The sequence below is a fragment of the Anaerocolumna chitinilytica genome (assembly GCF_014218355.1).
GTDB lineage: Bacteria > Bacillota > Clostridia > Lachnospirales > Lachnospiraceae > Anaerocolumna > Anaerocolumna chitinilytica.
The window spans coordinates 5,093,017-5,110,997 of record NZ_AP023368.1 but is presented as its reverse complement, the minus strand read 5'-3'; the positions used below and the strand labels follow the sequence as shown (position 1 = coordinate 5,110,997).

Below are 17,981 nucleotides of genomic sequence, written 5' to 3'. Positions count from 1 at the left end.
ACACAGGTTCACATATAGGGGGTGTAGTCAAAATGAGCCAATGGGACAAGGAAGATATCGAAGAAGAAATTGATAGAGAAGAGAAAGTTGACAGTATTTCCAACTATTTAGAGAAAAATAACCGTATTAAAAAAGAGGTCTCCAGGCTAAAAAGATTATTCTCGAAAATAGATAAAAATAAAAAATCCTTGGTGTTTACCACGATAGATGATGTAGCTTTTATGACAATAACAATGCAAGATTTAAGGGATAAAATCATAAGAGAAGGAACAAAAGTTACATACAAAAACGGCGAAAACCAGTATGGAGTAAAACAAAGCCCAGATGCACAACTTTACTTACAGCTTTCACAAAAGCAGACACAAGCAATGAAAATACTGCTTGATTGTATGCCAAAATCCGAAAAGTCAGTAAATGAAAAAGACGACGGATTTAATCAGTTTGTAGGTGATAGGGATGATTAGATATCCCCTTGCTTACAATCCGATTCTTGAATACTGGAATCTTATTGAATCTGGTCAAGAAGTTGTATGTAAGAAGATTTATTATACTTATCAAAAGCTTGCTGCCGATGTTATAAACAATGACAGCGAGTTTTTTTATTCTCCGAAAAGAGCAAACCATGCTATTGAGTTTGTAGAAAATTACTGCAAACATTCAAAAGGGGAGCTAGGAGGAAAGCCGGTAAAACTTGAGCTTTGGCAAAAGGCCCTTGTGGCTGCCACGTTTGGGTTTATAGATATAGAGGGAAACAGGAAATATCACAGGTCCATACTAATCATTGCAAAGAAAAATGGTAAATCACTTCTTGCCTCCGCTATTGGGTTGTATCTACAAATTGCAGATAATGAACCAGGTGCCGAAGTTTACGCAGTGGCCACTAAGAAGGACCAAAGTAAAATTATCTGGCTAGAAGCCAAGAGAATGGTCAAAAAGTCACCGGCGCTTAGAAAGAGAATTAAGACCCTGGTAGCAGAGCTGAACAGTGATTTTAATGATAGCGTGTTCAAACCCCTATCAAGCGATTCTGACAGCCTTGACGGATTAAACGTTCATGGAGTTCTAATGGATGAAATCCACCAATGGAAAAATGGTAAGTCCTTATACGACATTATGGTTGATGGAACGATTGCAAGACGGCAGCCTCTCATCTTTATAACCAGTACAGCCGGAACCATACGCCAGGATATCTACGATACTATTTACACCGAAGCTGAAAGAATTATCAATGGCTACATTGGCCTGGACACTTACAAGGACGATAGAACAATCTGCTTTATTTATGAACTTGATAACCGAAAAGAATGGAAAGACCCTTCTTGTTGGAAAAAGCCAAATCCTAATATTGGGGTATCGTTTAAGTATTCATATTTAGCAGAAAAAGTGGAACTTGCAAAACAGAATGAAAAACTTGTTAAGAACCTTCTTTGCAAACACTTTGATATGCCGGAAACGGGTTCCGAAGCGTGGCTGACATATGAACAACTTAACAATAAATTGATCTATGACATGTTAAAGTTAAGACCAAAGTATGGTATTGCTGGGATAGACCTCTCCAGCACAACAGACCTAACATGCGCCACAGTTATATTTAGAGTACCTAACGACCCTGTATTATATGTGAGACAAATGTATTGGCTACCGGCTGACCGATTGGAATCAAAGATTATACAAGATAAGGTCCCTTATGATGAATGGGTCAAGGAAGGTTTACTAAGGCTCAGTGAAGGAAATAAGATAAAATACAGTGATGTTACTCAATGGCTTACGGAAATAAGAGACAATGAGGGGATTTATCTTTACAAGATAGGTTATGACCGTTACAGCGCAACCTATCTTATTGATGAAATAGAAAGTCATTTTGGAAAAATTACAGTTCCAATCGCTCAAGGGGCGAAAACATTTAACATTCCAATGCGTAACTTTGCAGCAGACCTTGAAAAATGCCTGGTAAATTATAATGACAACCCAATTACTCTATGGAACCTTGCTAACGCCTCTGTAACGATAGATAACAATCAAAATATGTATCTGTGTAAAATGCAGGATACTACTAAACGAATTGATGGAGTTGCAGCCTTACTTGATGCATATATAGTGTACTTGGATGAGTTAGCAAACTACATGGCAATGGTAAATTATTAAAGGGGGTGATAAAGATAGGATTATTAGAAAAAGTATTTTCTAAACAGGAGCAGACTCAAAAACAAGTCCAGAAATCTATGGAGGGATATTTCAAGATGCTTAATGCTTATTCCCCTTCTTTTACTACGTATGAAGGTGGAATTTACGAAATGGAACTTACAAGAGCTGCAATTGATAGGTATGCCACATTCTGCAGTAAGCTTAAACCTGAGATACAAGGAAGTGCATATAAAAATCTTGAAAAGGTATTGCAATTTAAACCAAATCCCTGGATGAATACAAGCCAATATCTGTATAGATTGGCAACAATCTTAAAAGTAAATACAACAGCTTTTATCGTTCCGCTTTACGCAGAAGACTATGAAACTATTATCGGGTTTTATCCTCTACTACCGCAAAGAACAGAGGTCATACAGGTTGCCGGTGAACCTTGGTTAAGATATTACTTCCAAAATGGGCAAAAAGCAGCGATTGAATATAGTAGAGTAGGCGTACTAACGAAATATCAATATAAGAGTGATTTTTTCGGTGATGGAAACAAGGCACTATCTCCTACAATGAATCTTTTGGATATACAGAAGCAAGGCATTACAGAAGGTATAAAACAGTCAGCAACATTGCGATTCATGGCAAGACTGTCACAAGTCCTAAATCCTACAGATTTGAATAAAGAAAGGGAAGCTTTTTCAAAAGATAACTTAAGTGCGGATAATCAAAGCGGTGTATTGCTATTTGATATGAAATATGCAGATGTTAAGCAAATAGACTCGAAGCCGTTTATTGTTGATGCAGAGCAGATGAAGATAATTCAAAATAATGTATTTAATTACTTTGGTACCAACGAAGATATTCTTCAAAATAAATATGATGAGAATAAATGGAATGCATATTATGAAGGCGAGATTGAACCTTTCGCCCTACAGGCAAGTTTAGTACATACCAATATGATGTATACGCAAAAAGAACTTGCACATGATAACGCAGTCATTTTCACTGCAAATCGTTTACAGTATGCTTCTAATAGTACAAAATTACAGGTATCCAGCCAATTATTTGATAGGGGGATACTCTCCACTAACCAGGTTATGGATATCTGGAACATGTCACATGTACCGGATGGAGACAAACGGTATATTCGAAAAGAATACGCTGACATTAATAATCTGGATAGCAATCCAGACATGAAAGGAGTTGATGATATTGCCACTGGTCAAGGGGAGGGAATACCGAAATCTGCTACCACTAGCACCACAAACGCAGCAGAAGAGAATTGACAGCGATTATTATGTCGAAGGATATGCCACGACATTTAATCAGCCATATCTATTATACGAAGTAGATGGCATTAAGTATTATGAAATGGTCGACAGCAATGCCTTTAACGGGGCCGATATGTCAGATATTATATTGCAGTATGACCATGAAGGTAAGGTATTTGCAAGAAAATCGAATAAAACATTAATAGCAGAGCCGAATAATATCGGCTTATTTATTTGCGCTGATTTGAGCAAATCCGCAGCAGCAAAGGAACTTTATGAAGAAATAGACAACGAACTGGTAACAAGGATGTCGTTTTCGTTCACAGTTGCTGATGAAGAGTACAACCGGGAGACAAGAACCCGGACAATTAAAAAATTTAAAAAAATATATGACGTGTCTGCCGTTAGTATACCGGCTAATGATGGCACTGAAATATCCGCTCGATCTTACTTAAACGGAGTGATTGAAGGCGAGAAACGGGAGTCGTTAGAGCGAAGAAGAAAACTATTACAACTTATGATTGAATTGGAGGATTTTTAGTATGAGAACATTAGAAGAGATTAACAGAAGATTGGCAGCCATTAAAGTGGAGCTGGGACAGGAAGGTTCCGATATTGATGCACTTGAAAAAGAAATAAAAGAATTAACAGAGGAAAGGAAAGGAATTCTAGAAAAGGCCGAAAAAAGGAAAAAGCTGCTTGATGGAATAGCCGGTATGGATGGGGCAAATGTAATTATCCCTATGGGAGAATTGGGAGACGAACAGAGAAAAAGCGAGCTTACAGGAGAAAATGTTTTGAAAAGTAAGGAATACAGGAACGCCTGGGCAAAAACCCTTATGTGCCTTCCGCTGAATGAGTCTGAAAAAAGAGCATTGGGGACAGCACTGACAACTACAGCAACTAGCTACACCGCAGCTGCTTCTGGCGCCGATGGAGTGAACAATGGTGGGTTATTCATTCCGGAGGATGTAAGCTTGGAATTGATGAATGAGCTCTCTCTGGCGTCACCATTTTTCAATGACATAGCTAAGACTGGCGTATCTGGCTACATTAAATTCCCTTACCGTGAATCTGGTTCAGGAGCTGAGAAGCAAACGGAAGGGACAGCAAATAAAGACGGGCAGGTAAAATGGGCAGAATTAACACTTACATTACTGGAAGTAAGCGAAACAATCAGAGTAACCTGGAAGCTGGAAGCTATGAGCGTCGATGGATTCATTGATTATATTACGAAAGAACTTGCAGACCAGGTAACAGAAAAAATGCTTACAGAAGTGTTTTATGGGAATGGAAGTAATACGTTAACCGGTGTCACAGAAAATGCTATTGATGGCACTTATACGATTGGTACCTTGGAAGGAAATGTACCTGACGTTTTAGGAGGATTAGAAGCAGGATTAAAGAAGCTTCCAAAGAAAAAAAAGATCGGTGCAAAGATTTATGTAGCACAGGATATCATAGAAACTATTTCCTTCATGCGTGACAAAAATAATAACTTTATCTATAACCCCCTTAATGCTGGCGGTATAAATTCGGTTGCAACCTACAAGGTTGAAGTTGACCCTTATTTAAATGCGGGTGAGTTCATTATTGGTAATCCGAGATTTTATCGATTCAACACCAATGAAGCATTTTCTATCACAAAAGATATCAGCGGAAAGAGTAGAATCAATGATTATACGGCCTATGCCGTTGTCAGTGGAGCTGCACAGCCTAATTCGTTTGTTCACGGTAAAAATTCCGCTTCCGTATAAGGAGGTAGACCATGAAGGTTAGAGCATTAGAACAGTTTAATGACCTGACTGAAAACGTCATGAGAAAAAAAGGTGATATATTTACAACCACAGAAAAGAGGTTCGAGGAGATTAACTCGACCTCTTTCGGCGTTTTAGTTGAGCACATAGAAACCGAAGAAACGGAGCAGCCGCCCAAAAGGAGACAGAGAAACAGCTCAGATAAGGCGGTGAATTAGTGTTAGAGAAAATCAGAAACGCTTTACGCATTGATGATGATTCTTTAGACGAAGATTTACAGGATACAATAGACGCCTGTATAGCTGATCTTGTTTTGAGCGGTGTATCAAAGGAAAAAGCACAGCCTGAGAGTGAGGACACTTTGATTTTAAGAGCTGTGAAAAGCTTCTGTAAATCAGAGTTTAGCTCAGATGATAAAGAATCACAAAGATACAGAGAAGCCTATGAAACACTCAAAATACATTTATGCCTATCACAAGATTATACGGCGGTGATCTAATATGGTTATAAACAGACTAAATAAAAAAGTTATTTTCATGCAGTTAAGGGACAGAGATGAAAATGGTATGCCATATGAAAATGAGCTAGGGAATAATATACAAAAGCTAATGCCTTATAAAACAGCATGGGCAAGCGTTGAACCGACTAAGCCAGATGAAATAATCGAAGCAGAAAAGAAAAGCAACATGCTTTATTATACTGTTTTTGTAAGATATGACAGTAATATTACCAGTAGTATGTTAATTAACTACAAAGGGGAAAAGCTCGAAATCATTGGTCCACCTATGAATAACAGGGAAGAAAACGAAATGTTAAAGATTTACTGCAAGTATAAGGCAGGTGATAAATTTGAGTGATATGGATTTCTCTTTAGAGGGATTAACCGATTTATCGGCCGATTTGACAAAAGCTATACGCCTATATCCTAATATGGCAGAAGAGAGAATAAGAAAAATAGCCAATAACCTAAAAAAAGATGTCATTGACGAAGAGAAAAAAGCAATTAAAAATGATGATACCAGAACAAAGAATAAACTTACTTCTTCTTCCGGGTTTTCGGTTGGTAAGGTACGAGGCTATAATGAAAACATGGAAGTTGATTTCTCAGCAAAGTCAAAGATTTTTCACTTGGTAGAGAATGGGCATGAACAGACAACTAAAGACGGGAAAAGGATAGGCTGGGTACAAGGAAATTACGTGGTAAAAAAGATGCGTATAAAGTATGCAGAATATGTAATGCCGTTTGAAATGGACCAGCTCTTAAAGGATATTACGAAAGCGTGTGATCTATGATAAAAATTACAGAGCTATACAATGCAGTAAATGCAAAACTTAAGAGTAAATATCCTTATAAAAGATATGGGAATGAAGTATCGGAAGGTTATGATAAACCTTCCTTTTTTGTTTCGTTGATAACAAAAACTATATCCAATGAAAGCATCTTTTATAAAAGATTTGCCTACACAGTTTCTATTACCTATTTTTCAGATAAAACCGGAGCCGATAAGACAGTAGATAACCTTAGAATCATAGATGAAATTCAGGAATTGTTTGGATATAACCTTGTTATCAAAGAGGGGGTAAGCATTAATCTTTCTGACTATGATTATGAGTTTACGGGAAGCGGTGCAGATATCCTTCAGATCAGTATCGAAACAGAGTTTTATGACAAAGTACCTGTAATAGATGAAAACGATATTGCAGGGCAGATAAATATAAACAATCAGAAAGGATGATAAACACATGGGAATGCCAAGCATTAATATTTCCTTTAAGGAAACAGCGATAGCAAGTATGGAAAGAGCCGAACGGGGAATTGTAGCACTTATTCTTAAAGAAGAGACAGTTCCGGCCAGTAATCCAATTGCAGTCCTATCACCTGCAGACATACCGACCGGAATATCTGATTTTAACAAAAAACAGATCAATCTTACTTTAATGGGATATGTAAAGTCTCCCAAAAAAGTAATATGTTTTTTTGTTGACGATGATGAAGCAGACGGAGTCAATTATACCGAAGCATACAACTATTTTGCTCATACAAGTTTTGACTACATGGCAATACCGACCGTGGCAACGGACGGAAAAACACAGGAAGTAGCAACCTGGATTAAAGGACAGCGGACCGGAGGAAAAATGTGTAAGGCTGTATTGCCAAATACAGCAGCAGATAACGAAGGTATCGTAAATTTTGCCACTGCAAGTATGACAGATGGAGAAGAAACCTTCACAACGGAGGAATATTGTTCCCGAATAGCTGGATTAATTGCAGGAACGCCGCTTACAATTAGCTGTACATACGCACCGTTAAATGAACTTGTAGACTGCAGCCATTTGACTAACGCAGATATGGATACAGCGATCAACGCAGGAAAATTTATTATATATTTTGATGGCGAAAAAGTAAAAGTTGGCAGAGGGGTTAACAGCCTTGTCACAACGAACGAAGACAAAGGAGCAGATTTCAAGAAAATTAAGCTTGTTGATGCAATGGACATGATTTACACCGACATCAAAATGACTGCTCAGGATAATTATCTTGGTAAGTATTCAAATAGTTATGATAATAAGTGCTTGTTAATGTCCGCTATCAGCGGCTATTTCGACCAGCTTATGCTGGACGGTGTTCTTGGTGGGTACTCAGTAGGAATTGATATTGCAGCACAGAGAGCCTATTTAAAGGGAACTGGAGTTAACACGGATACCATGAACGATGACGAAATCAAGGCATATAACACTGGAAGCCAGGTATTTCTTAAATCGACAATTAGTATCCTGGACGCAATAGAGGATATTACCTTAAGCATTAATATCTAAGGAGGGATAGCATGGCTTACGATGAAAGTAAAGTAATTAATGGTACACATGGATACCTTTGGCTGGATGGTGACTTAATTCAGGAGGTACAGAGCGTAAAGGCAACTATTACACCAAAAACAGAAACGGTAAGTCAATCAGGAGAAATGGTTGACGGAACTAAAGTAACTGGATTGGAGTGTAAAGGAGAGCTAAAAACCAATAAGATTAATTCTAGATGGATTAAGCTCATGAGTGACAGCTTAAAAGCAGGAAAACAGCGCAGCTTCACAATTATAAGCAAGCTAGCAGACCCAAGTAATGGGGGAACTGAAAGAGTTAAGCTAACAGGATGTGTTTTCACGGAGCTTCCTCTTATTGATTGGGAGCTTAAAAAGCTGGCAGAAGAAAGTTTAAATTTCAACTTCAAGAATTGGGAAGTTCTTGATTCAATCGAATAACAGGGGGTAACAAATATGAATTTAGTTGATAAATTACTGGCGGCAGACGCCAAAAAGTTTCATGAGAAAAGGACAGCAAAATTTGAGATTAAAAGAATATCAGAAATTCTTGGAGAAAAATTCGAAGTAACATTGCAGGAGATTAATACAAAGGACTATCAAACAATGCAGTTAGAAATATTAGACCGCAAAGGAAGGCCAGATTTTGATAAGCAGTACGACATTAACTGCAAAGTACTATTAAAAGGTGTCATTGACCCGGATTTAAAAGACGAACGCCTACAGAAACATTTTGGCGCTGCAGATCCTTTGGATATGGTGAAACTACTATTCAAAGGTGATGATATGACAAATGCAGTGGAGGCCATTGCAGAATTAAGCGGATTTTCTCTTAATGAAGAGGATGAAGAGGAACAGGACGAAGAAATAAAAAACTAATAAGTGGAGACGGGGAAGTGCGGTTAATGTACTTCCTTTTTCGTCTCCATAATAAGTTTCCACATGAATATTACGAGCTTCCAATCGGAGAAAAAAAGATAATACGTCAGCTCATGATTCAGGAACTAAAAGACCTAAAAGAAGAAAGTGAAACGGGGTGAGTAAATGGGCAATAGGGTAATAGATGCAACTCTACGTTTTGTAGATAAATTTACAGCACCTATGGCCAACACCGTAAACCGGATTGAAAAAAGTTCAAAATCCATTCAAAGAGCCGGAAAAGAAATTCAAAAGACCGGGGAACATATATCCAAAACCGGCGCTAATATGACAGCCAAAATTACCACACCAATAGTAGCGGCTGGAGTGGCTGCTTTTGAAATGGCATCCGACTTAAACGAAAACATGAATAAAGTAGACGTTGCTTTCGGAAAAAGTGCAGCAAGCGTAAAAAAGTGGAGTAAATCAACACTTGATAACTTCGGATTAAGCCAGAATACAGCATTGGAAACAGCCTCTCTATATGGAGACATGGCTACCGGAATGGGCATTAATGCGAAGAAAGCGGCTGAAATGTCTAAGAAGCTTACAGGACTATCCGCCGACCTTTCATCCTTTAAAAACGTGTCACAGGGCGTCTCAAAGGATGCACTTAAAGGGATTTTTACAGGTGAGGGAGAAAGCCTTAAATCATTAGGGGTTATCATGAATGATACTACCTTACAAGCTTATGCTGTTTCTCATGGATTCTTAAAAAGCACCGTCTCAGCAGTCAAAATGAAAGAAATGAGTATTAAGGTTGCGCTTGCTCAAAGCGACTTAGCGAAGAAGATAAAAAAATACGGCGTAAACAGTGATGAAGCAAAGAAATCACAGTTAAGCCTTAATAAAGCTCTGGAGAATCAGGCAAAGAGTGCAAAAGGTTCCTATGCAAACTTATCCCAGGCTGAAAAGGTACAATTACGTTATAAATTTGTACTGGATGCAACGAAAAACAGTCAAGGTGATTTTGCCCGTACCAGCTCCGGAGCTGCCAACCAACAAAGAATTTTTACAGAAGGAGTGAAGGAATTGGCCACAAATTTCGGTCAAAAACTTTACCCGGCTGGTACAAAAATAATTACTACTGTCAATGGATTAGTAAAGAAATTTAGTAGCCTTTCAGATAAACAGCAGGACAGTGTATTAAAATTTCTTGGGCTTGCTGCAGCTATTGGACCAGGAATCTTTCTTTTTGGAAAATTAACAACAGGTGTCGGAGCTGCAACTGTAAAAATGGGTAACTTCGGGGTAAAAGTATTAAGCAGTGCCAGGGCTTTTGATAAAATGAAAAACGTGGGAGCAATTGGCACAGGATTCTCAAAGTTTGGAAATATTGGAAAAGCTGCTTTTATGGCCATATCAAGCCCTGCAGGTATTGCGGTTATAGCAATAGCAGCCATTGCCCTGGCGGCTTTTCTGATAATAAAAAACTGGTCAAAAGTGAAGGCATTCCTGGGCAAGCTAGGAAATTATATAAAATCTATTTTCAAGGCTTGCGGAGGAGATACGGAGAAACTAGGCGCTGCATTTAAAAAGGTTAAGAATGTTATTTCCATAGCTGTTAAAGCAATACCACCTATTATCAATACAATCTTAAAAGTATTAAAAGTAGTAGGCAGATATATGGCTGTTAACTTTGTTAACCAGATGAAAATTGGTCTAGCCATAGCAGTAGGCATATTTGCAGGAGTGTTTCATAGCTTTTCGGGAATCATGACCGGTATACAGAAAATTTTCACCGGGATAGTAACTTTTATCAAAGGAGTCTTTACAGGTAATTGGAAACAAGCCTGGGAAGGTGTTAAGACTATTTTCGGAGGAGTGTTCCAGAGTTTCAAATCCCTTGCTACACTTCCTTTAAATGCAGTAATTGGACTGCTAAACGGTGCCATTGCAGGTATTAATAAATTGGATATAAAGATTCCTAAGTGGGTGCCAGTCTTAGGAGGAAAGAATTTCAGTATTAATGTACCTAAGATACCTTTCTTAGCGAAAGGAACTAATAACTGGCAGGGAGGTCTTGCAGTAACACAAGATAAAGGCGGAGAGATCATGGACCTACCAAAGACTACAAGAGTTTATCCTCACGATAAATCTATTGCTATGGCCAGAGCAGAAGGTAAAAGAAGGGGAACAAAGAGTGTTATTCTTAATAAGATAGCAGATACCATAATAGTAAGGAATGATAGTGATATCGAAGCTATTACCGATGCAGTAATTAATAAAATTATAAAAGTAATCGATAACGGAGGAGGGGAGGTATTTGCTTAATGGAAATCTGGTTAAAACAAGGAAAAGAAAAATTACGTCTTCCGGTCCTTCCCTCTGATTTCGAAATTACAGAAGCATTTAAAAATACTTCCGTTGATATAACTAATTATGGAGAGGTTAACTTGATTGGAAAGAAAGCTCTTGCTACAACAAATATATCCTCCTTCTTTCCAAAGCAGAAATACAATTTTGTAGCATATAAAGACTTTCCGACTCCAAAGGAATGTGTAGACCTGATTAAATCATGGATGGATAGTCCGGTACGATTGATAATAACAGGCACAACCAATATGTTGGTAACCATTGAGAGTTTTAACTACTCTAGGAAGGACGGAACAGGCGATATTTATTATTCGATGGAGTTGAAGCAGTACAGGATACCTAAGTTGAAAACTAAAAAGGTAAGTTCTATTGATAAGCACACCACGCAGATCATTAAACCGGTGAGCAGCAGAGAGACGAAGAGTGTTAAGACCACTACTGTAACGGTAAAACAAGGTGACACCTTGGCAAGCATAGCAAAACGGACCACAGGCAGTTCATCCAATGCCAAAGCGATTGCAAATCAGAATAATTTGAGTTATCCAAGCCGCCTCACTGCAGGCCAACATATAAGGGTGATGATATCATGATAGTGAAATGGTTAAAACAGAGCAATAGTGAAGAATATGATATAAGCGATTTTGTATCTACAATAACTTGGAGTGGGTCAGTAGGCCAGGCAAGTAGGCAATTAGAAATCACAGTCATATACAGTCCAATTGAAAAGAATATCCAAGAAATAAATATTTCCATAGGGGATAGGCTAAAGCTTTTAACGGATGGTGGAGCATTGCTCATTGACACAATGGTCTATTCCAGAGAAAGAAAGAGCGAACAGGGGACAGTCCAATATTCTTCCTATGATGACCTAAACAGGCTCTTAAAAAGCTCTGGTACATATATCTTTAAAAATACTACCCCGGAAGCAATCGTAAGGACTGTATGCAATGACCTGCAGGTAGGAATAGGAAGGCTAGTTGAAACCAAAGTACCGGTTAAAAAAATGCTTGTTGATAGTGAAAACATTTATAATATCATCATGAAGGCATATACCAAAGCTTACCAGAGCACCGGAAAGAAATATATGCCTTTAATGATAGGCAGAAAGCTAAATGTCATTGAAAAAGGTGATATAGTGACTGGTTTCTTACTGCAGGATGATTACAATATTACGTCAAGTTCTTATTCGGAATCCCTTGATAGCATGATTAATAAAGTCAGGATATACAACGATAAGGGAAACCAAATAGGAGAGGTTAAAACTGACGAATGGATAAATAAATACGGAATCTTCCAAGGAGCGTATACAAAAGAGGACGGAGTCAACCAGACAACGGCGGCCAAGAATATGCTCACTGGAATAAACCAGGAGGCAAGTATTGAAGCTCTGGGAAACACAGCCTGTATAAGCGGTTACGGCGTTCAGATCAGAGATTCTTTAACGGGACTATGGGGTAAGTTTTGGATTGATACAGATACACATACATGGCAGAACGGAGTATACACCATGTCACTTGACCTGACTTTCAAAAATCTAATGGATATACAGGAGGTGGAAGCTTGAGTGATAGAACAGCAGAAAAACTTGTAGAGAAAATTAAGGGCTTACACAAATCTGATAGTAATATCTTTATCGGAGTTATGAAAGCAGGAAATGGATGCAATGTAAATGGATTCAATTTAGATGCAGAAGACCTTCTTTTAAGCGAACATCTAAAAACTGGCTATCAAGGGGCTTCTGAATATATTGAGCCTTTAAAAAGCGGAGATACAGTGCTGGTACTTAAAATAGACAACCTGTTTATAGTTACAGAAAGGCTGGTGACAGGATGAGTTTTCCATTTGAAATAGACAGCGAAATAGAAGCTGTAAAAGAACCTGTTGAATACGAGATAGACTCTGCAACCGGTCAGCTCACAGGGAAAAAAGTAACAGGAATTGAAGCAATTAAAGCCTGGGCATATATGGCCTTACATACACCACGATATCGACATATCATATATTCGTGGGACTATGGTAGCGAAATAGAGGAATTAATAGGTCAAACGGTAACACAGGAATATCTTGATACTGAAATTCCGAGGATTATATCAGATTGCCTGACTGCAAACCCACATATTAAGAGCATATCCAACATTGATTTAAGTTTTAAAAATGATAAATTATCTGGGAACTTTTCCATAAATACAGATTACGGGGAGGTGACAATGAGTGTTTGAGAACTTTACTTTTGATTTCTTAATGCAAAGGATGCTACAAAGAGTACAATCCTTTGATTCTGCTATTGATACCAGTGAAGGAAGCGTTATTTACAACTCGCTCGCCGCTTGTGCATGGGAACTGGCTGAAAACTATATTGATATGGACACAATATTAAATATGGCATTCGCTGACACGGCCCCACGGGATGAACTTATCCGGATAGTCCAGGAATATGGATTAGAACCAAAACCGGCAACAAAAGCAATTTTGAAAGGTGAATTTAACATAGATATTCCTTTGATGTCCCGTTTTTCTTTAGGAGCCTTAAGCTACATTTCAATTGAAAAGATTAGCACAGGAACCTATAAAATGGAATGCGAAATAGCAGGAGCAGAAGCCAATACAAACCTTGGCCCGCTTACATCAATTGAGTTCATAGAGGGATTAGAAACAGCATCTTTGACAGAGCTTCTTATACCAGGATTAGATGAAGAAGGTACCGAAGCATTTAGAGAAAGATTTAGAAATTACATGAAAAACCCTTCCCAGGATGGCAATTTGACACAGTATGAACAATGGGCGAATGAATATCCAGGCGTTGGAAGGTCTAAAATATTTCCGCTCTGGAATGGCGGAAATACTGTAAAAGTGGCCATAACAAATACAGACTATCTACCGGCAGGTAGTACACTTATTAGTGAATTTCAGGAATACATTGACCCTGGAATAGAAGGAAAAGGCAACGGGGCAGCTCCTATCGGCAGTAAGGTTACTGTAACCGGAGGAACACAGAAAAATATATCTGTATCAGGTAATGTAATTCTGGCAGAGGGCTATACATCCACGGAAGGAGTGTACGAAGCTATAAAGGAATACCTTGCTTCAATAACCTTTCTTAAAAACAGTGTTAGTTATATGAGACTTGGTAGTACCATCTTAGACTGTCCAAGTATCGCAGATACCAATAATCTTGTAATCAATGGAGGGGTTGTTGATATAGTCTTAAATGGGGACGAAATACCGGTATTAACTAGCCTTAATCTGGTGGTGACAGGATGATAAACTATATTAAGTACACGGTGGACGGTAAAACCTATAGCCTGATTGATAATGGGAATGGCACTTGGTCAAAAGATGCATTAGCACCAAGCGTAGCAGGTAATTACAGTCTTGTAATTGAGATTAATGAAAATGGGCAAAGCACCTTTATTAATGCAGATGATTCGAGATACAACCTATATTTAGAGGTAATCGCTTCTGCAGATAGGGTAACAAACCTAAAAAAGTATATGCCCGACTTTCTGTATCAGATAAAGGAAATTAAAACTACTATTGATGCCCAGAACTTAGAATTGGATATTATTTATGCTGTAAAAGAAGGTGTAAAATCTGACCTTTTCATAAAAACTGCTTCGAATGATGCCATAACACGAGAAGAAAACTTTCTTGGTATAAAAGGACAAGGGACCCTGGAGCAAAGAAAAAACTATATTCTATCCTTAAAACATAAAGGAAATAAACTTAATGAATCTACAATAAAGAACGTGGCTAGTGCAATCTCAGGGTCTGATTGTCTGGTGACGTTCTTTGCATCTGCAGAAATTGGGAATCCTTATCCAGGATATGGCGTACTAAGAGTAAGAGTTTTGAGTCCTGATAATTCGAAGGATTATCGTTATGAAGATATTGAAAGAGCGCTTAAGCCTTTAGTGCCGGCTCATTTGCGACTAATAGTAATTAAGTACTTTGCACTATGGCAGGATGCGAAGAACAATTTCGCAGACTGGAGGGCAGTCAAGACATTTACAAATTGGGAAGCAGTAAAGAACTATATCCCTCCTATGTAAAGGGGGAAGAATGTTAAAAATAACAGAAGTCAATATAAACTCTGCTTCATGGAGCAATGTAGCACAAGTAAAAGACTGGAACACTGTAAGACTGTGTAACCCGGATTGGAACACTATAAAAATGACCGCTTTAACCTCTTCTCAACTTCGGATTGAAGTGGCAGTCATAGAAAATACATGGGAGCTATTAAGAGATGCTTACTCCGATTGGGAATCAATTTCAGAACTATCTACATGGGCAGATATAAGAATATTCTAAGAAAGGAGGATAAGTTATATGGCAGTAAGTCAAGTTAGAGTAAAGATAAACGGTGTATGGACTACGTTGACCTACAATTCAACTTCTGGGAAGTATGAAGGAACAATCGCTGCACCCTCTATCACGAGCTATAATGTCAATGCCAGTCATTATTATCCGGTTACGGTTGAAGCCACAGATCAGGCCGGTAATGTAACCTCCAAGGATGATACTGACAGCACTCTTGGAAACAGCCTTAAGCTTACAGTAAAGGAGCTTACAAAGCCGGTTATTTCTTTCACTGCACCGACTGCCGGGGCATATCTGGCAACAAATACACCAAGTATTACTTTCACGGTTATCGATGAAACAAACGGCTCTGGTATAAAAATTAGTTCACTGTCCATTCAGGTGGATGGAGGGACAGCACTTACAAATACCAGCACAGGGGTGACAGTATCCGGTATAACTAACGGGTATCAGGTCACGTATGTACCACAAACAGCATTGACAGATGGTAGCCACACGGTAGCTGTAAACATCCAGGATAATGACGGAAATGCAGCCACGGCAGTAAGCCGGTCCTTTACTGTTGATACGGTACCGCCTACACTTTCTGTCAGCACCCCTGCAAATACTACTACTTACACAAATGTAGCATCAATAACCGTCGCTGGAGTGACGAATGATGCAACAAGCAGTCCTGTCACCCTCACAGTAAATGGGACAGCTGTTACAGTGGATGCAGGAGGGAACTTTAACAAATCTGTTAGTCTTTCCCTTGGAACTAATACTATTACGGTTATTGCGACAGATGCAGCTGGAAAGACAACAACCGTTACCCGTACAGTGGTATTAGACCAAACAGCGCCTACTATTTCAGCGATTGTAATTAACCCTAATCCGGTTAACGCTGGAAATAGCTATACAATATCTGTTACAGTTTCAGATACTTAAAGGAGGATATATGAAGACCACAACGAATTTAGGATTAAGGAAAATAGAGCTTACGGACAGCCCCCCGGATATTACCGTCCAGGATACAAACTGGGACACTATTGATAAGCATCTTTTTACAGCTGCGAAGTATCAGAAAGCCGGGGGGTCAGGTACGGCAATTACTCTTACAGAGGTCACTTTAACGGATGGATTTATCAAGAATTTTATCGCCATTGCAAATAACACTGGAGCAGCTACTACAATAAACGGAGTGAATGTTTATAAACCGGGAACGACATCTGCACCCAATATAATAGCAAATAGACCTTATACGATATGGTACGATGCAACCGGTAGCTGTTTTTTCTTGCGAGCTAGTGCGGAGGGAGACGTCACTGCTTCGAACGTACTAGCTGGAAAAAAATACAGCAGTGATACCGAGATCGGTGGCACCGGGACTATGGCCAATATCGGTCCTACGGCCGCAGAAACTATCAATCTAACTTCCGAAGGAGCAGAGTATACAATATCCCAAGGGTACCATTCCGGATTAAGAAAGATTAAAGCAGCTATAACAAACATTGCTGCAGCTGTTATAAAGGCAGGTGTTACGGTTGGAGGAATTGCAGGAACATTTACTGCGGATGCCACAGCTTTAGCCTCACAGATGTTAGCAGGCGTTACCGCTTATGTCAACGGGAATAAAATAACCGGTACCATAGTAAGCAAAGCAGCTGCAACATACACACCTGGAACAACAGACCAGACCATAGCAGCTGGTCAATATCTTTCCGGAGCACAGACTGTCAAAGGGGACGCTAATCTTGTTACGGGTAACATTAAATCAGGCGTAAGTATATTCGGTGTAGCTGGTAATGTGAATGTTGTAGATACAAGTGCCGGAGATGCAGTTGCAAACGATATTCTTTCTGGAAAGAAAGCTTATGTTGATGGGGCATTGGTAACCGGAAACATACCGGTTAATCCTGGTCTTATTAGCGGCTCTGCTCATATCGCCTCAGCTGGAGTAGTTGTTGGAAATTATAGCCCTGATGGCATAAATAGAATATATATTCGCCCAGGCCTTGCAAATACAAGACAGTGTATTGATGGGGATATGTATATAACTGCTCAAGCACCAGATTTACTACCTCAAAATATTTTGAGTGGGAAAAATATTTTAGGGATTGCTGGGGCGGCTATATCTGGTAAAAGGTTTGCAAGCGGACAAATAAATCTTAGCAGTGCTACGTTGGTACAATGCCGCTCATTTCATTATAATTATAACACTTATTACATGATACCCATTACTAACCTCGGATTAACTTTTGTCCCTAAAATCGTAATGTTTAGAAATTCTGGTAGTTCTAGTGTTTATGTCGGTGTATATTTCAGTGAAGGTATATTTACTGACGCTGGTAATGGAATTGTTTATCAAACAGCCTTTAACAACGATTATTGCAGAGGTACAGGGGATTATTACAATGGATATATACCTGCATGGAATAACTCATTATTTGATTGGTTTGCATGGGAGTAAGGAA

Annotated in this window: 23 protein-coding genes; all 23 read left to right on the top strand. The window is 38.8% G+C overall.

The window, feature by feature from the left end; genetic code table 11:
- Positions 1-32: 32 nt before the first annotated feature.
- The 23 genes from bsdcttw_RS22390 (at position 33) to bsdcttw_RS22280 (ending at position 17,977) form a co-directional block, all read left to right on the top strand.
- Entirely contained in the window at positions 33-464 is a 432-nt protein-coding gene (locus bsdcttw_RS22390; RefSeq protein WP_185256987.1) for a hypothetical protein, read from the top strand.
- On the top strand, positions 457-2,145 hold the full coding sequence (locus bsdcttw_RS22385; protein ID WP_185256986.1) for a terminase large subunit: 1,689 nt from the start codon (positions 457-459) through the stop codon (positions 2,143-2,145). Before bsdcttw_RS22390 ends, bsdcttw_RS22385 begins: the two co-directional genes overlap by 8 nt.
- A 149-nt stretch (positions 2,146-2,294) precedes the next feature.
- Positions 2,295-3,419 carry a phage portal protein gene (locus bsdcttw_RS22380; protein WP_197979809.1) on the top strand — a complete coding sequence of 375 codons (1,125 nt, stop codon included), beginning with the start codon at positions 2,295-2,297 and terminating at the stop codon, positions 3,417-3,419.
- The gene (locus tag bsdcttw_RS22375) at positions 3,346-3,945 is read left to right on the top strand and encodes an HK97 family phage prohead protease (protein ID WP_185256985.1); all 600 of its coding nucleotides are present in this window, start codon (positions 3,346-3,348) and stop codon (positions 3,943-3,945) included. The genes bsdcttw_RS22380 and bsdcttw_RS22375 overlap by 74 nt, the downstream gene beginning before the upstream one ends.
- A gap of 1 nt (position 3,946) precedes the next feature.
- Positions 3,947-5,161 carry a phage major capsid protein gene (locus bsdcttw_RS22370; protein WP_185256984.1) on the top strand — a complete coding sequence of 405 codons (1,215 nt, stop codon included), beginning with the start codon at positions 3,947-3,949 and terminating at the stop codon, positions 5,159-5,161.
- Between the two features lie 11 nt (positions 5,162-5,172).
- Positions 5,173-5,379 carry a hypothetical protein gene (locus bsdcttw_RS22365; RefSeq protein ID WP_185256983.1) on the top strand — a complete coding sequence of 69 codons (207 nt, stop codon included), beginning with the start codon at positions 5,173-5,175 and terminating at the stop codon, positions 5,377-5,379.
- On the top strand, positions 5,379-5,660 hold the full coding sequence (locus bsdcttw_RS22360; RefSeq protein ID WP_185256982.1) for a head-tail connector protein: 282 nt from the start codon (positions 5,379-5,381) through the stop codon (positions 5,658-5,660). Before bsdcttw_RS22365 ends, bsdcttw_RS22360 begins: the two co-directional genes overlap by 1 nt.
- Before the next feature lies 1 nt (position 5,661).
- A complete protein-coding gene (locus bsdcttw_RS22355; protein ID WP_185256981.1) occupies positions 5,662-6,018 on the top strand; it encodes a phage head closure protein in 357 nt (118 codons plus the stop codon).
- Positions 6,011-6,454: a hypothetical protein gene (locus bsdcttw_RS22350; protein ID WP_185256980.1), complete on the top strand. Its 444-nt coding sequence runs from the start codon at positions 6,011-6,013 to the stop codon at positions 6,452-6,454. Before bsdcttw_RS22355 ends, bsdcttw_RS22350 begins: the two co-directional genes overlap by 8 nt.
- The gene (locus bsdcttw_RS22345) at positions 6,451-6,897 is read left to right on the top strand and encodes a phage tail terminator family protein (protein ID WP_185256979.1); all 447 of its coding nucleotides are present in this window, start codon (positions 6,451-6,453) and stop codon (positions 6,895-6,897) included. Before bsdcttw_RS22350 ends, bsdcttw_RS22345 begins: the two co-directional genes overlap by 4 nt.
- A 7-nt stretch (positions 6,898-6,904) precedes the next feature.
- On the top strand, positions 6,905-7,978 hold the full coding sequence (locus bsdcttw_RS22340; protein WP_185256978.1) for a phage tail sheath subtilisin-like domain-containing protein: 1,074 nt from the start codon (positions 6,905-6,907) through the stop codon (positions 7,976-7,978).
- An 11-nt stretch (positions 7,979-7,989) separates the two neighbouring features.
- Positions 7,990-8,418 (top strand): phage tail tube protein, encoded by a 429-nt coding sequence (locus bsdcttw_RS22335; RefSeq protein ID WP_185256977.1) that lies wholly within the window; start codon positions 7,990-7,992, stop codon positions 8,416-8,418.
- Positions 8,419-8,433: 15 nt separating this feature from the next.
- Complete coding sequence (locus bsdcttw_RS22330) at positions 8,434-8,856, top strand: phage tail assembly chaperone (protein ID WP_185256976.1); 423 nt, start codon at positions 8,434-8,436, stop codon at positions 8,854-8,856.
- A 165-nt stretch (positions 8,857-9,021) separates the two neighbouring features.
- On the top strand, positions 9,022-11,169 hold the full coding sequence (locus tag bsdcttw_RS22325) for a phage tail tape measure protein (RefSeq protein WP_185256975.1): 2,148 nt from the start codon (positions 9,022-9,024) through the stop codon (positions 11,167-11,169).
- Positions 11,169-11,801: a LysM peptidoglycan-binding domain-containing protein gene (locus tag bsdcttw_RS22320; protein WP_185256974.1), complete on the top strand. Its 633-nt coding sequence runs from the start codon at positions 11,169-11,171 to the stop codon at positions 11,799-11,801. Before bsdcttw_RS22325 ends, bsdcttw_RS22320 begins: the two co-directional genes overlap by 1 nt.
- Positions 11,798-12,775, top strand: coding sequence for an XkdQ/YqbQ family protein (locus bsdcttw_RS22315; RefSeq protein WP_185256973.1), 978 nt, complete (start codon positions 11,798-11,800; stop codon positions 12,773-12,775). Before bsdcttw_RS22320 ends, bsdcttw_RS22315 begins: the two co-directional genes overlap by 4 nt.
- Positions 12,772-13,044 carry a hypothetical protein gene (locus bsdcttw_RS22310; RefSeq protein WP_185256972.1) on the top strand — a complete coding sequence of 91 codons (273 nt, stop codon included), beginning with the start codon at positions 12,772-12,774 and terminating at the stop codon, positions 13,042-13,044. The genes bsdcttw_RS22315 and bsdcttw_RS22310 overlap by 4 nt, the downstream gene beginning before the upstream one ends.
- Entirely contained in the window at positions 13,041-13,430 is a 390-nt protein-coding gene (locus bsdcttw_RS22305; protein ID WP_185256971.1) for a DUF2634 domain-containing protein, read from the top strand. The genes bsdcttw_RS22310 and bsdcttw_RS22305 overlap by 4 nt, the downstream gene beginning before the upstream one ends.
- On the top strand, positions 13,423-14,472 hold the full coding sequence (locus tag bsdcttw_RS22300) for a baseplate J/gp47 family protein (RefSeq protein ID WP_185256970.1): 1,050 nt from the start codon (positions 13,423-13,425) through the stop codon (positions 14,470-14,472). Before bsdcttw_RS22305 ends, bsdcttw_RS22300 begins: the two co-directional genes overlap by 8 nt.
- Positions 14,469-15,260 carry a putative phage tail protein gene (locus tag bsdcttw_RS22295; protein WP_185256969.1) on the top strand — a complete coding sequence of 264 codons (792 nt, stop codon included), beginning with the start codon at positions 14,469-14,471 and terminating at the stop codon, positions 15,258-15,260. The genes bsdcttw_RS22300 and bsdcttw_RS22295 overlap by 4 nt, the downstream gene beginning before the upstream one ends.
- Positions 15,261-15,270: 10 nt before the next feature.
- Positions 15,271-15,519: a hypothetical protein gene (locus tag bsdcttw_RS22290; protein ID WP_185256968.1), complete on the top strand. Its 249-nt coding sequence runs from the start codon at positions 15,271-15,273 to the stop codon at positions 15,517-15,519.
- Positions 15,520-15,537: 18 nt separating this feature from the next.
- Positions 15,538-16,455 (top strand): Ig-like domain-containing protein, encoded by a 918-nt coding sequence (locus bsdcttw_RS22285; RefSeq protein WP_185256967.1) that lies wholly within the window; start codon positions 15,538-15,540, stop codon positions 16,453-16,455.
- Between the two features lie 10 nt (positions 16,456-16,465).
- Entirely contained in the window at positions 16,466-17,977 is a 1,512-nt protein-coding gene (locus bsdcttw_RS22280) for a hypothetical protein (protein ID WP_185256966.1), read from the top strand.
- Positions 17,978-17,981 lie beyond the last annotated feature (4 nt).

Bases quoted from the DNA above. Each gene is read 5' to 3' on its own strand.
- bsdcttw_RS22390 (WP_185256987.1), top strand. From the start codon at position 33: ATGAGCCAATGGGACAAGGAAGATATCGAAGAAGAAATTGATAGAGAA.
- bsdcttw_RS22385 (WP_185256986.1), top strand. From the start codon at position 457: ATGATTAGATATCCCCTTGCTTACAATCCGATTCTTGAATACTGGAAT.
- bsdcttw_RS22380 (WP_197979809.1), top strand. From the start codon at position 2,295: ATGGAACTTACAAGAGCTGCAATTGATAGGTATGCCACATTCTGCAGT.
- bsdcttw_RS22370 (WP_185256984.1), top strand. From the start codon at position 3,947: ATGAGAACATTAGAAGAGATTAACAGAAGATTGGCAGCCATTAAAGTG.
- bsdcttw_RS22365 (WP_185256983.1), top strand. From the start codon at position 5,173: ATGAAGGTTAGAGCATTAGAACAGTTTAATGACCTGACTGAAAACGTC.
- bsdcttw_RS22355 (WP_185256981.1), top strand. From the start codon at position 5,662: ATGGTTATAAACAGACTAAATAAAAAAGTTATTTTCATGCAGTTAAGG.
- bsdcttw_RS22345 (WP_185256979.1), top strand. From the start codon at position 6,451: ATGATAAAAATTACAGAGCTATACAATGCAGTAAATGCAAAACTTAAG.
- bsdcttw_RS22340 (WP_185256978.1), top strand. From the start codon at position 6,905: ATGGGAATGCCAAGCATTAATATTTCCTTTAAGGAAACAGCGATAGCA.
- bsdcttw_RS22335 (WP_185256977.1), top strand. From the start codon at position 7,990: ATGGCTTACGATGAAAGTAAAGTAATTAATGGTACACATGGATACCTT.
- bsdcttw_RS22330 (WP_185256976.1), top strand. From the start codon at position 8,434: ATGAATTTAGTTGATAAATTACTGGCGGCAGACGCCAAAAAGTTTCAT.
- bsdcttw_RS22325 (WP_185256975.1), top strand. From the start codon at position 9,022: ATGGGCAATAGGGTAATAGATGCAACTCTACGTTTTGTAGATAAATTT.
- bsdcttw_RS22320 (WP_185256974.1), top strand. From the start codon at position 11,169: ATGGAAATCTGGTTAAAACAAGGAAAAGAAAAATTACGTCTTCCGGTC.
- bsdcttw_RS22315 (WP_185256973.1), top strand. From the start codon at position 11,798: ATGATAGTGAAATGGTTAAAACAGAGCAATAGTGAAGAATATGATATA.
- bsdcttw_RS22305 (WP_185256971.1), top strand. From the start codon at position 13,041: ATGAGTTTTCCATTTGAAATAGACAGCGAAATAGAAGCTGTAAAAGAA.
- bsdcttw_RS22295 (WP_185256969.1), top strand. From the start codon at position 14,469: ATGATAAACTATATTAAGTACACGGTGGACGGTAAAACCTATAGCCTG.
- bsdcttw_RS22290 (WP_185256968.1), top strand. From the start codon at position 15,271: ATGTTAAAAATAACAGAAGTCAATATAAACTCTGCTTCATGGAGCAAT.
- bsdcttw_RS22285 (WP_185256967.1), top strand. From the start codon at position 15,538: ATGGCAGTAAGTCAAGTTAGAGTAAAGATAAACGGTGTATGGACTACG.
- bsdcttw_RS22280 (WP_185256966.1), top strand. From the start codon at position 16,466: ATGAAGACCACAACGAATTTAGGATTAAGGAAAATAGAGCTTACGGAC.